This is a genomic window from Sphingomonas sp. RS6, from assembly GCF_054489705.1.
On sequence record NZ_JBTMWM010000006.1, the window covers coordinates 54,409 to 66,213 of the forward strand.

General features: G+C 65.5%; 13 protein-coding genes, 1 tRNA gene and 1 riboswitch. Of the genes, 12 read left to right on the forward strand and 2 right to left on the reverse strand.

Annotation, left to right across the window (positions count from 1 at the left end; genetic code table 11):
• Positions 1-14: 14 nt before the first annotated feature.
• On the reverse strand, positions 15-587 hold the full coding sequence (locus ACX40Y_RS12370) for a TMEM165/GDT1 family protein (RefSeq protein ID WP_459119872.1): 573 nt from the start codon (positions 585-587) through the stop codon (positions 15-17).
• Between the two features lie 94 nt (positions 588-681).
• A riboswitch (yybP-ykoY riboswitch) is annotated at positions 682-786 on the reverse strand.
• Positions 787-894: 108 nt separating this feature from the next.
• Between ACX40Y_RS12370 and ccmC the strand changes: the two genes are divergently transcribed.
• The 8 genes from ccmC to ACX40Y_RS12410 all read left to right on the forward strand — a co-directional run bounded on the left by ccmC (position 895) and on the right by ACX40Y_RS12410 (position 7,293).
• On the forward strand, positions 895-1,614 hold the full coding sequence (gene ccmC, locus ACX40Y_RS12375) for a heme ABC transporter permease CcmC (RefSeq protein WP_459119873.1): 720 nt from the start codon (positions 895-897) through the stop codon (positions 1,612-1,614).
• On the forward strand, positions 1,611-1,742 hold the full coding sequence (locus tag ACX40Y_RS12380) for a hypothetical protein (protein ID WP_459119874.1): 132 nt from the start codon (positions 1,611-1,613) through the stop codon (positions 1,740-1,742). Before ccmC ends, ACX40Y_RS12380 begins: the two co-directional genes overlap by 4 nt.
• Positions 1,739-2,173: a cytochrome c maturation protein CcmE gene (gene ccmE, locus ACX40Y_RS12385; RefSeq protein ID WP_459119875.1), complete on the forward strand. Its 435-nt coding sequence runs from the start codon at positions 1,739-1,741 to the stop codon at positions 2,171-2,173. Before ACX40Y_RS12380 ends, ccmE begins: the two co-directional genes overlap by 4 nt.
• Positions 2,170-4,110, forward strand: a complete 1,941-nt coding sequence (locus ACX40Y_RS12390; protein WP_459119876.1) for a heme lyase CcmF/NrfE family subunit — start codon at positions 2,170-2,172, stop codon at positions 4,108-4,110. Before ccmE ends, ACX40Y_RS12390 begins: the two co-directional genes overlap by 4 nt.
• Entirely contained in the window at positions 4,107-4,634 is a 528-nt protein-coding gene (locus ACX40Y_RS12395; protein ID WP_459119877.1) for a DsbE family thiol:disulfide interchange protein, read from the forward strand. The genes ACX40Y_RS12390 and ACX40Y_RS12395 overlap by 4 nt, the downstream gene beginning before the upstream one ends.
• On the forward strand, positions 4,631-5,056 hold the full coding sequence (locus ACX40Y_RS12400) for a cytochrome c-type biogenesis protein (protein WP_459119878.1): 426 nt from the start codon (positions 4,631-4,633) through the stop codon (positions 5,054-5,056). Before ACX40Y_RS12395 ends, ACX40Y_RS12400 begins: the two co-directional genes overlap by 4 nt.
• Complete coding sequence (locus ACX40Y_RS12405) at positions 5,053-5,697, forward strand: tetratricopeptide repeat protein (protein ID WP_459119879.1); 645 nt, start codon at positions 5,053-5,055, stop codon at positions 5,695-5,697. The genes ACX40Y_RS12400 and ACX40Y_RS12405 overlap by 4 nt, the downstream gene beginning before the upstream one ends.
• A 129-nt stretch (positions 5,698-5,826) precedes the next feature.
• Positions 5,827-7,293 carry a radical SAM protein gene (locus ACX40Y_RS12410; protein ID WP_459119880.1) on the forward strand — a complete coding sequence of 489 codons (1,467 nt, stop codon included), beginning with the start codon at positions 5,827-5,829 and terminating at the stop codon, positions 7,291-7,293.
• A gap of 43 nt (positions 7,294-7,336) precedes the next feature.
• Here ACX40Y_RS12410 and ald read toward each other — a convergent pair whose 3' ends face one another.
• Positions 7,337-8,443 carry an alanine dehydrogenase gene (gene ald / locus ACX40Y_RS12415; protein ID WP_459119881.1) on the reverse strand — a complete coding sequence of 369 codons (1,107 nt, stop codon included), beginning with the start codon at positions 8,441-8,443 and terminating at the stop codon, positions 7,337-7,339.
• A gap of 134 nt (positions 8,444-8,577) precedes the next feature.
• Here ald and ACX40Y_RS12420 point away from each other — a divergent pair, with 134 nt between their 5' ends.
• The 4 genes from ACX40Y_RS12420 (at position 8,578) to ACX40Y_RS12435 (ending at position 11,790) form a co-directional block, all read left to right on the forward strand.
• Positions 8,578-9,048, forward strand: coding sequence for an Lrp/AsnC family transcriptional regulator (locus ACX40Y_RS12420; protein ID WP_459119882.1), 471 nt, complete (start codon positions 8,578-8,580; stop codon positions 9,046-9,048).
• A 213-nt stretch (positions 9,049-9,261) separates the two neighbouring features.
• Positions 9,262-11,148, forward strand: a complete 1,887-nt coding sequence (locus ACX40Y_RS12425; RefSeq protein ID WP_459120003.1) for a potassium transporter Kup — start codon at positions 9,262-9,264, stop codon at positions 11,146-11,148.
• Entirely contained in the window at positions 11,145-11,657 is a 513-nt protein-coding gene (locus ACX40Y_RS12430) for a 2'-5' RNA ligase family protein (RefSeq protein ID WP_459119883.1), read from the forward strand. The genes ACX40Y_RS12425 and ACX40Y_RS12430 overlap by 4 nt, the downstream gene beginning before the upstream one ends.
• 56 nt (positions 11,658-11,713) lie before the next feature.
• Positions 11,714-11,790: transfer RNA gene (locus tag ACX40Y_RS12435), tRNA-Met, on the forward strand.
• The last annotated feature ends 15 nt before the right edge of the window (positions 11,791-11,805 follow it).

Here is an 11,805-nt window from a genome sequence, read left to right on the forward strand (position 1 = left end):
GCCAGCTAGCGCGCTTACAGCCAGCCGGCGGTCTGTGCCGCCAGCCAGAGGCCGATCGCCACGAACAGGCCCGCCGCGATCCGATGGACGAGCGTCATCGGCACGCGCTCGACCACGGCGTTGCCGAAATAGACCGCAGGCACATTGGCAATCATCATGCCGAGCGTGGTGCCGGCGGTGACTGCCACGACATCGTGGAAGCGGGCGCCGAGTGCGACGGTGGCGACCTGGGTCTTGTCCCCCATTTCTACGAGAAAGAAGGCGACGGCCGTCGTGGCGAACGCGCCAAAGCGGGCGGGGCGGGGGGCTTCATCGTCGTCGAGCTTGTCCGGGATCAGCGTCCAGATGCCCATCGCGACGAACGAAGCGGCGATGACATAGCGGAACCAGCGTCCTTCGATCAGGCCGGCCACCTCCGCACCGACCAGCGCGGCGAGGAAGTGGTTGGCGAGTGTCGCCACCAGAATGCCGAAGACGATTGGCAGCGGCCGTTTGAAGCGGGTGGCGAGCAGGATCGCGAGCAGTTGCGTCTTGTCGCCGATTTCAGCGAGCGCGACGATCGCCGTCGAGGTGAACAGGGCTTCCAAGCAATGATCTCCGGGCCGGACGGATCGCGATTTCCAACGACATCGCATCTCCCCGCCCGGCATGGACGGAGATGCGACGTCATTGGTCTCGCCCGGATCGCAATGACGATCCCGCCCGCGCCACGGCCTCTCGACCGAGTGTGTTGACGCGAGCGCCCGGCGCCTTGGCGCCCGAGGCTACTCCCCAGATGACGGGGGCGCCCTAGCCGCTGTAATCGTGGCACGCAAGAGCCGTGATGACTCAAGAGCAGCTGAATTGGTGCTATGGATTTGCGTGTCGAAGCAGGCTAATCGAATAGTCGTGACGATGTTTCACGCCCTCGCCAATCCGGCGCGTTTCCTGAAGGTCGCCCGGCCGCTGACGCCAGTCCTGTTCTGGACCGGGGTGGTGCTGGCATTGTTCGGAAGCTGGGCGGGCCTGACGCAGACGCCCGCCGATTATCTGCAGAAGGAAAGCGTCCGCATCCTCTACATCCATCTTCCCACCGCCTGGTTGGGCATGGGGGGATGGACCGGGCTCGCACTTTCCAGCCTCGCCTATCTGGTGTGGCGGCACCCGCTGGCCCTCGTCGCCGCGCGGGCGATCGCGCCGGTGGGGGGGGTGTTTGCAGCGCTGTGTCTGATCACCGGATCGATCTGGGGGCGGCCGACCTGGGGTACCTGGTGGGAATGGGACGGGCGACTGACCAGCATGCTGCTGCTGTTCTTCGTCTATATCGCCTGGATCGCGCTAGCACGCGCCGATGCGGATCGGAATGGCGATGGCCGCATCCCGGCGCTGCTCGGCGTGGCCGGCACGGTGTTGCTGCCGATTGTCCATTATTCGGTCGTGTGGTGGAACACGCTGCATCAGGGCCAGAGCATCGGACTGACCGGCACGTCGATCGATCCGTCGATGCTGTGGCCCTTGTGGTTCACACTGGCGGGGTTCACTCTGTTGTTCGGAGGGGTTGTGCTGATGCGGATGCGGGCGTTGATCGCAGCACAGAAGCTGGAGGCGCGGTTGCGCCGGATGGCGCAGCGGTGAACGGCTGGCCATTCGTGATCGGCGCCTATGCGGCGACGCTGATCGGCACCGCAGGCATTGCGCTCGCGAGCTGGCGGGCGATGCGCCGGGCCGAGCAAGGCGTCGAGACGCTGGGGCAGCGGCGGTGAAGGCCAAGCATCAGCGGCTAACGCTCGCGGTGCTGGCGGTCGGCGCGATCGTCGCGGCCGGGCTGCTCGCATTGTCGGCGTTCAAGGACCAGGCGGCATTCTTCTATGCACCGGGTGATCTCGTGGGCAAGCCGCTGCCGCTGGCGCGTGCGGTACGGCTGGGCGGCATGGTGACGCCCGGCTCGCTCCAGCGGGCGAGCGACGGCGTGTCGATCCGCTTCGCCGTCAGCGACGGCAAGGCCAGCGTGCCCGTCCGGTTCCGCGGCGTCGCGCCCGATCTGTTTCGCGAGGGTTCGGGCGTGATCGCCGAAGGCCAGTTCAATCCCGATGGCAGCTTCGTCGCCGACAACCTGCTCGCCAAGCATGACGAGCGCTACATGCCGCCCCAGCTGGAAGGCAAGATGCAGAAGCGCGAGACGGCTTCCCAGTGATCGCAGAAGCCGGTCTCATCGCATTGTGGCTCGCCGCCGGGTTCGCGGTGGCGCAATTGCTGCTCGGTGCTGCCGCCGCACGGGCTTCCATCAGCAATGGCGAACGCGCGGTGCTCGCGCTGGCCGGGGTGCGGCGGATCGCCATCGTCCAGGGTGTCTTGGCGCTGGCTGCGTTCGCGCTGCTGATCCTGCTATTTGCGCGTTCGGACATGTCGGTGCTGCTGGTCGCGGAGAACAGCCATTCAGCCAAGCCGATGCTGTATAAGATCGCCGGCGCCTGGGGGAATCACGAAGGCTCGATGCTGCTGTGGGTGACGGTGCTCGCGGTTGCGGGCGCGGGCGTCGCCCTGTTCGAGCGAGGCCTGGCAATCGGCACGCTCGCTGCGACGCTGGCGGCACAGGCGGCGATCGCGATCGGCTTCTATGCCTTTCTCGCCTTTGCCTCGAACCCCTTTGCGCGGCTCAATCCGGCGCCGGCAGACGGCAACGGGCTCAACCCGCTGCTTCAGGATCCCGGCCTCGCCTTCCACCCGCCGACGCTCTACATCGGCTATGTCGGTCTCTCGGTAGCGTTCAGCTTCGCGGTCGGCGCGCTGGTGATGCGCGATGTCGGTCCTGTCTTGGCCCGGGCGATGCGGCCCTGGGTGCTCGCCGCCTGGATCTTCCTGACAATCGGCATCACCGCCGGCAGCTACTGGGCCTATTATGAGCTGGGCTGGGGCGGTTGGTGGTTCTGGGACCCGGTGGAGAATGCCTCGCTGATGCCGTGGCTTGCGGGAACGGCGCTACTCCATTCTGTCAACGTGCTGGCGACGCGCGACGGGCTTCGCGCCTGGACGTTGATGCTGGCGGTGGTCGCATTCTCGATGTCGATGGTCGGCACCTTCCTGGTCCGCTCGGGCATTCTGGTGAGCGTCCATGCCTTTGCCGTCGATCCGACGCGCGGAGCGTTCATCCTCGCGCTGCTAGGGCTGTACATCGGAGGGGCGCTGCTGCTGTTCGGCGCGCGCGTCGGGACGGTGACGCAAGGGTCGACGTTCCGCGTGATCAGCCGCGAAGGCGCGCTGGTGCTCAACAACCTGCTGCTCAGCGTGATCCTGGGGATCGTGCTGATCGGTACGCTCTATCCGCTGGTCGCGCAGGCGGCGGGCGTACAGCTTTCGATCGGGGCCCCGTTCTTCGAAAAGGCGGCGGTGCCGATCGGCCTGGCGCTGGTCGCGGCGATGGGAGTGGGGCCGCTGCTCAACTGGCGACGTGACAGCTGGAACGCGCTGGCCGGCCGTATGCTGATACCGACGGCAATCGCCGGCTTGACCTTTGTTGCGGTGCTTGTGCTGGCGGGCGGCGGCAGCATCATCGCCGCGCTGGCGATCGGCCTTTCTGCCGGGCTGGCGGCCGCGAGCGTCGCGCCGCTTTGGAAGCGTAACCTGCGCCGGACGCCGCTGCCGGTATGGGGGATGGTGATTGCGCATCTGGGCATCGCCGTGAGCGTGACCGGCATGGCGTGCGACAGCGCGTTCAAGCAGGAGCGGCTCGCCGCGATCTCCGTTGGCCAGTCGCTGGGGGTTGGGCCGTTCCGCGTCTCGTTCATTAGCGTGCAGCCGACGATCGGCCCGAACTGGTCGGCGATCGAGGCGCGGCTGCGCGTGCAGCGCGGCGACGGCAAGCCATTCGACGTGTTTCCGCAGCGCCGCTTCTTCGCCACGCCGCCGACCGACACGAGCGAGGCCGCGATCTCGATCATGATCGACGGTCAGCTCTATGCCGTGCTCGGCGCGTCCGACGCCGATGGCCGCTGGCAGATTCGACTTTGGTGGAAGCCGTTCATCACGCTGATCTGGGCGGGCGGCGTGATGGTCGGGCTGGGCGGGCTGATCGCGCTGATCGGGCGTGTGCGCCGCAGCGCGCTCGATCGTCGCCAGGATGGTGTGGCATGAAGAAGCTGCTGATCTGGGCGCCGCTGGCGCTGTTTGCGCTGGTGTTCGTGCTGGTGACGAACGGGCTGCTGGAACCGAGCGACCATCTGATCCGATCGGCAATGGTGGGCAAGCCGCTTCCCGCATTCAAGCTGAGTCCGATCGTCGCCGACAAGGACGGCCTTTCGAGTGCCAATTTCGGCAAGGGCAAGCCCAAGCTGCTCAACATATTCGCCAGTTGGTGCGTGCCGTGCATCGCAGAGGCGCCGCAACTGATGAAGCTGAAGCAGGCCGGCGTCGAGATCGATGCGATCGCGGTGCGCGATACCAGCGACGATGTCCGCGCCTTCCTCGCTCGCAACGGCGATCCATATACCCGGATCGGCGACGACAAGGCGAGCCGCGCGCAGCTGTCGCTCGGTTCGTCGGGCGTGCCCGAGACGTTCGTCGTCGATTCGCGTGGCATCATTGTCGATCAGCATATCGGCGACATTCGCGAGGAGGATGTGCCGACGCTGCTCGCCGCATTGGCGAAGGCGAAATGACGGGGCGGGCGATCCGGAGCGCGGTTACGGCGGCGTTGCTGGTTGCGGCGCCCTGCGCGGTGCTGGCCGACACCAAGCTGCCGGCGTCGCCGCTTGCCTATACCCAGCTGCCCGATCCGCAGCAGGAGGCGGAAGCGACGGCGCTGATGGAAACGCTGCGCTGCGTCGTCTGCCAGGGGCAGTCGATTGCCGATAGCGATGCCGACATGGCCGGCGAGATGCGCGCGATCGTGCGCCAGCGCATTGCCGCTGGCCAGTCGCGCGAACAGGTGCGCACCTGGCTCATCCAGCGTTATGGCGACTATATCAGCTATGATCCGCCGCTGCGCTGGGTGACGGCGCCGCTATGGATCACACCGCTGGTGCTGCTCGTGGCCGGATTTCTGCTGTCGCGGCGGCTGTTTCGAAGGTCGAGACAATGAACGGCTGGTTGCTTTTCGCACTGGCAGCGCTTGCCGGCGGCGGGGTGCTCTGGGCGCTTCGCTTCCCGCGCCGGCTCTGGACGCTTCCGGCGACGGCCGTCATGCTGGCCGGCGCCGGCTATGCGTGGCAAGGGCAGCCGACGCTGGACGGCCGCCCCGCCACCGGTACGGCGGCGGGGGCGTGGATCGATCCCAATCTCATCGCCGTGCGCGAGGCGATGTTTGGCCGGTTCAACTTCGACTACAGCTATTTCATGGCGGCTGACGCGATGACGCGGACCGGATCGCCCGACAGTGCGGTCGGCGTGATGCTGGGCGGCGTGCGCAAGGCGCCGAAGGATGCGGCGCTGTGGACGGGGCTGGGCCTCGCGCTCGCTGCGCATGACGACGATCAGGTCTCGCCCGCCTCGCAGTTCGCGTTCGATCGCGCCCGGGCGCTGGCCCCGAGCCATCCCGGGCCCGCCTTTTTCCACGGCGTCGCGTTCGCCCGCGCGGGCAATTTCGGCGCCGCCCGGCGCGAATGGGCCGTTGCGATGCGGCTGGTCCCAGAGGATGCGAGCTACCGGATGGACATGGTCAAGGTGATCGTCGCGCTCGATCCCGAAATCCTCGACGCCGCGCAGGGGCAGCAGCCGCAATAGACCCAAGGGCGAGCGCCATCCGGCGGCTACCATGTCGGGCATGCACCGCACTTCATCCCCGCATCCGCTATATTGGGAGTAGCGCCTGCCCGGTCAGGTGGCATTTTCAATGGATTCAGGGGATCCCGAATGCGCGTTGCCGCGGCAAAATCCACCGATTTCAAACAGCATGGCCTGAGCAAGGCCGATCACGCCGCCTATTCCCAGGCCGAGGATATGCTGTGGATCCTGCTTGAGGATCTGCTCAAGCCCGACGATCGCCCGGAGATATGGACTGCGTTTCCGCAGTTCCTGTCTTCCCTGCCGATGTTCTCGACGGTCATCCGTAACGCTCACGCAAAGGCGTTGAGCGGGACGGTGAAGCTGGCGACCGGCGTCGCGATCGGGCTGGAGATCGTGCTCGCGATGTGCGACGCGCATGAAGGCCAGATCGATCGAGCGCTGGCGCGGCTGAACCGGCTCTGGACGATGCAGAATACGTCGACGCTGATTCAGGGCGCGCTGTTCCACGTCCACGGCATGGCCGATCCTGAAAATCTCAAGTACAGGCTTGAAGGACGTTTCTGCACCAAACCGTTCCTCGAAATGCACGTGCTCGAGAAGTCGAGCTTCCAGTGTTGCGCAAGCTGGCTCAACAAGTCGGCGGGCGATCTGAATCAGACCGCATGGCAAGACGTGTGGAATTCCGAGGCGGCACAGGCGGTGCGTGCGAGTGTCCATGACGGCAGCTATCGTCACTGCGGCAAAATGGCCTGTCCGGCGATCCAGGCGGGCACGCTGCCGAGCAAGGCGGACGTCGCAGCGGCGTTCCCGACGCTCGCAACGCTGATCGACGAGTGCGAAACCGCGCTCGCCGATGGCCCGCAGGACGTCAATCTGGCCTATGATCTGACGTGCAATCTTTCCTGCCCCAGCTGCCGCACGGCCAAGATCGCGGCCGATGAAGAGACGCGCCAACGATATGACAGGCTGCAGGAACAGGCGATCCTACCGATGCTGCGGGGCGCCAAGACCGTGTTCATCACCGGATCGGGCGATCCGTTCGCTAGCAAGAATTTCCGGCGACTGATCGAGCGGCTCACGCCCGACGAATATCCGGATCTGCGATTCCGCATCATGACCAATGCGATGCTGTTCACCCCACGCGAATGGGAGCGTTTCCCCGCGCTCCACCGCCGCGTCTTTGCGCTTCAGATCAGCATCGACGGCGCCTCAAAGGAAACGCACGAACTGCTGCGCCGGGGTGCGCGGTGGGAGGTGATGCAAACCAACCTGCGCTTCGCCGCGGACCTGCTGGCGCAAGGGCTGATCGATCGGCTGTCGCTGAGCTTCACCGTCCAGACCGAGAATTTCCATGAAATGGGCGAGGGCGTCGCGCTGGCCGATTCGCTGGGGGCGACCAGCATCTATTTTGGCAAGATCACCAATTGGGGCACCTTCAGTCCCGAGCAATATGCCACGAAGGCGGTGTTCCTGCCGCAGCATCCACGGCATGCCGAGTTCCTGGCGGCAATGGCGGACCCGCGGCTGCGGTCGCCGCGCGTCCAGATCGGCAATCTGATCGAATATCTGCCGGCGAAGGAACTCGCCGTTTGATCCGACCATGCGGCCGGCAAGAGGCCGGGCGCATGGTCGCCGGTCAGTCTGCCCAGGCTTCGAACGGCAGGTCGAGGGCCTCCGCCACCGCCTGGTGACGAATCTTGCCGGCCGAGACGTTGAGGCCGTTGGCAAGGTGGCGATCGGCCTTCATCGCCGCGTCCGCGCCGTGATTGGCGAGCGTGAGCACGAAGGGCAGCGTCGCGTTGTTGAGCGCGAAGGCCGAGGTGCGGGCGACCGCGCCCGGCATGTTCGCTACGCAGTAATGGATCACGCCGTCGATCTCGAACACGGCATCGTCATGGGTGGTCGGGCGGCTGGTCTCGAAACAGCCGCCCTGGTCGATCGCGATGTCGACCAGCACCGAGCCGCGCATCATCGTCTTCAGCATGTCGCGAGTGACGAGCTTCGGCGCCGCGGCACCCGGCACCAGCACGGCGCCGATCACCACTTGCGAGGTGCGGACCGCCTCGGCGATCGCGGCCTTGCTGGCATAGGCGGTCTTGATCTGGCTGCCGAAATGCATGTCGAGTTCGGCAAGGCGTTCGTTGTTGATGTCGTAGATCGTCACGTCGGCGCGCTGGCCGGTCGCCATCTGCGCGGCGTTGATGCCCGAGACGCCGCCGCCCAGGATCGCGACCTTGCACGGCGCCACGCCCGGCACGCCGCCGAGCAGCTCGCCGCGGCCGCCCTGTTCCTTCTCGAGATAGTGCGAAGCGACCTGCACCGACATGCGGCCGGCGACTTCGCTCATCGGCTTGAGCAGGGGCAGGGCACCCGAGCTCGATGTCACCGTTTCATAGGCGATGCAGGTGGCGCCCGACTTCATCAGCCCTTCAGCCTGCGGCTTGTCGGCCGCGAGGTGGAGATAGGTGAAGAGCAGGTGGCGCGGCTCTAGCAGGGCGATTTCCTGTGCCTGCGGCTCCTTCACCTTCACGATCATGTCCGACTGGGCAAACACGGCCTTGGCATCGGGCGCGATCTGCGCGCCGACGGCGGTATAGGCGTCGTCGTCGAAATCGATGCCCATGCCAGCCTTGGTCTCGACCAGCACGCTGTGGCCGGCATGGACCAGTTCGGCGACCGAGGCCGGGGTCAGACCGACACGATATTCGTGATTCTTGATTTCCTTGGGAACGCCGATGCGCATGGGAACTCTCCTAAGTCCGATGCGGCGATAATAACCCAGGCGGGCCGGCGAATCCCTGCAAAATCGATAGCCTTGGGTGGCTGGGGTTGCATGGATGTTGCGTCCTGACGGGAAGTACGGGACATTTATGCGTGATGGATCGAATCGACACAGCAATTCTCAAATCGCTCGCGGCCGATGCGCGAGCACCGGTGAGCCAGGTCGCTGCCGCCGTCGGGCTGTCGCAGTCCGCCTGCACACGGCGCATCCAGGCGCTGGAGGCGAACGGGCTGATCGTCGGCTATGGCGCGCGGCTCGGCCATCGCCGGCTGGGCTTCCGCGTGACGGCGCTGGTCGACATCACACTGGGCACGCAGGTGGAAGAGGATCTGGCACAGTTCGAGGCGGCGGTGGGGCGAATCGACGGCGTGGTCGAATGCGCGCTGGTTTCGGGCGGGCAGGATTATCGGCTCAAGATTTTGTGCCGCGACCTTGATGATTACGAGCGACTCCACCGCGAACATCTCGGCCGGCTGCCGGGTGTGGTGACGATCAATAGCAGCTTCGTCCTGCGCGACGTGCCGACTCGGGGAGAAGGCGACGCGCTTTTTCCGGTCAACCGGTGATCAAAGCTCGGTTTTGGAACACTCCCGACGCCTGGCGCGTCTCTGCTGCCGACACCATTGTTGATAGGGCATGTTGCGCATGCTAACGGCCCGCATCCTGATGAAGACGAGAACACAGGTCGGTATGGCCAGGTCCGTTCACCCCGTTCAGCGACGCTTGCCGCGGTGACGCACTCACCCGAAGACGCCGTCGTGCCATCTGATTCCGATCCGATGGCAGAGACGCATGGCGGCCACGGCCACGCCCAGGCGACGTGGAAGCTCGCGCTCGGCGCGGTCGGCATCGTCTTTGGCGATATCGGCACCAGCCCGCTCTATGCGTTCCGCGAAACCTTCGCGAACGAACATCACGAACTCCCGCTCGATACCCCGCATGTGATGGGGGCGATCAGCCTGATGTTCTGGTCGATGATGGCGGTTGTGACGCTGAAATATGTCACCGTCATCATGCGCGCCGACAACAAGGGCGAGGGCGGCAGCCTCGCGCTGCTGGCGCTGATCTCCGGCCGTGGCGGCCAGCGACGCTGGACGCAGGGCATCGTGCTGCTCGGCGTGTTCGCCACCGCCCTGTTCTACGGCGATTCGATGATCACCCCGGCGGTGTCGGTGCTGTCGGCGGTCGAGGGGCTGGCGGTCGCCGCGCCCGCGTTCCACCGGCTAGTCGTGCCGATCGCGGTCGTGATCCTGGTCATGCTGTTCTCGATCCAGCGTACAGGCACGTCGCGGGTCGGCGCGTTCTTCGGCCCGGTGATGATGGCCTATTTCCTCGTCATCGCCAGCCTTGGCGTGATCAGCATGGTCCAGACGCCGTACATCCTCTACGCGCTCTCGCCGCACCATGCGGTGCATTTCTTCGCGATCGATCCGCTGCGTGGCTTTCTCGCGCTCGGCTCGATCGTCCTCGCCGTCACCGGCGCCGAGGCGCTCTATGCCGATATGGGCCATTTCGGCCGCAAACCGATCCGCGTCTCGTGGCTGTGGTTCGTGCTGCCGGCGCTGATGATGAACTATATGGGGCAGGGCGCGCTGCTGATCCGCGATGCAGAGGCGCTGCGCAGCCCCTTCTACCTGCTTGCGCCGGAAGCACTGCGGTTGCCGCTGGTTGGCCTTGCCACCGCCGCCGCGATCATCGCCAGCCAGGCGGTGATTTCGGGCGCCTTCTCGGTCACGCAACAAGCGATCCAGCTCGGCTTCGTGCCGCGCCTGCGGATCGATCACACCAGCGCGTCGACCGCGGGGCAGATCTACATCCCGATCATCAACTGGGCGTTGATGGTGATGGTGATCCTGCTGGTGCTCACCTTCCAGACCTCGTCGAACCTCACCGCCGCCTATGGTATCGCGGTGACGGGCGCGATGCTGATCGACAACTGCCTGCTGGCGGTGGTGCTGTTCAACCTGTGGCACTGGAAGAAGCGCTACGCGATCCCGCTGCTGATGGTGTTCTTCACCGTCGACCTTGCCTATTTCGCGGCGAACCTGACCAAGGTGCCCGATGGCGGCTGGTTCCCGCTGATGGTGGGCTTCATCGTTTTCACGCTGCTCACCACCTGGGCCAAGGGCCGCAAGCTGATGATCGAGCGGCTGCGCGAAAGCGCGATGCCGATCCAGATCTTCATCGAATCGGCCGCTAATGCCGCAACGCGCGTGCCTGGCACCGCCGTGTTCATGACCTCGACGCCCGAAGGCGTGCCCCACGCGCTGCTCCACAACCTCAAGCACAACAAGGTGCTGCACGACCGCGTGATCCTGCTGACCGTCAAGATCAGCGACGTGCCCTATGTGCCCGAGGAGCGGCGCATGGTGGTGGAGGATCTCGGCAAGGGGTTCCACCGCATGATCCTCTATTACGGGTTCATGCAGGAAGCCGACGTGCCTGCCGCGTTGAAGATGGTCGATGCCTGTGGCGCCGAGTTCAAGATGATGGAGACCAGCTTCTTCCTCGCGCGGCAGACGCTGCTGCCCTCGTCACGGCCCGGCATGATGATCTGGCGCGAGAAGCTGTTCGCGTGGATGCTGCGAAATGCCGAAAGCGCGATGGAGTTCTTCCGCCTGCCCACCAATCGCGTCGTCGAGCTGGGCAGCCAGGTCGAGATTTGAGCGGGGGCGGCGCGCCGCTGATCGTCACAGCGCTGTTCGGGCGCCAGGATCAGGCATGGTTCGATTCGCTGCGCCGCGCCCATTTTCCGCCCGAGCGTAATTTCCTCGACGCACATCTGACGCTGTTCCATCATCTGCCCCCATCGGCGGCGGACGAACTCAGCCATCGGCTGGCGCAGGAGACGCGCGCGATTCGCGCGCCGCGGGCGAGCGTGACCGGGCTGATGTCGCTAGGGCGCGGTGTCGCCTATCGAATCGAGGCCCCCGAACTATCGGCCACGCGCGAGCGGTTGGCCGATGCCTTCGCGTCCTTGCTGGTGCCGCAGGATGCGGGCCGCTGGCGTCCGCATGTGACCATCCAGAACAAGGTAACGCCGGTGCTCGCCAAGACGCTGCTGACGGCATTGTCGCAGGATTTCCACCCCCGCACGGTCGAAATCGCCGGTCTGGCAAGCTGGTGGTATCACGGCGGCCCCTGGGAATTGCATTCACGTCACATGTACGCTTGACCGCTCGAAAAGCCGGACCTATGTGACCGCCTCGCCCGAACGGGTCGCCTTGGTAGGGCGGAGTAGCTCAGTTGGTTAGAGCACGGGAATCATAATCCTGGGGTCGGGGGTTCAAGTCCCTCCTCCGCTACCATTTAAATCGAAACAA

Bases quoted from the DNA above. Each gene is read 5' to 3' on its own strand.
- ccmC (WP_459119873.1), top strand. From the start codon at position 895: ATGTTTCACGCCCTCGCCAATCCGGCGCGTTTCCTGAAGGTCGCCCGG.
- ACX40Y_RS12395 (WP_459119877.1), top strand. From the start codon at position 4,107: ATGAAGAAGCTGCTGATCTGGGCGCCGCTGGCGCTGTTTGCGCTGGTG.
- ACX40Y_RS12400 (WP_459119878.1), top strand. From the start codon at position 4,631: ATGACGGGGCGGGCGATCCGGAGCGCGGTTACGGCGGCGTTGCTGGTT.
- ACX40Y_RS12405 (WP_459119879.1), top strand. From the start codon at position 5,053: ATGAACGGCTGGTTGCTTTTCGCACTGGCAGCGCTTGCCGGCGGCGGG.
- ACX40Y_RS12410 (WP_459119880.1), top strand. From the start codon at position 5,827: ATGCGCGTTGCCGCGGCAAAATCCACCGATTTCAAACAGCATGGCCTG.
- ald (WP_459119881.1), bottom strand. From the start codon at position 8,443: ATGCGCATCGGCGTTCCCAAGGAAATCAAGAATCACGAATATCGTGTC.
- ACX40Y_RS12420 (WP_459119882.1), top strand. From the start codon at position 8,578: ATGGATCGAATCGACACAGCAATTCTCAAATCGCTCGCGGCCGATGCG.
- ACX40Y_RS12425 (WP_459120003.1), top strand. From the start codon at position 9,262: ATGGCAGAGACGCATGGCGGCCACGGCCACGCCCAGGCGACGTGGAAG.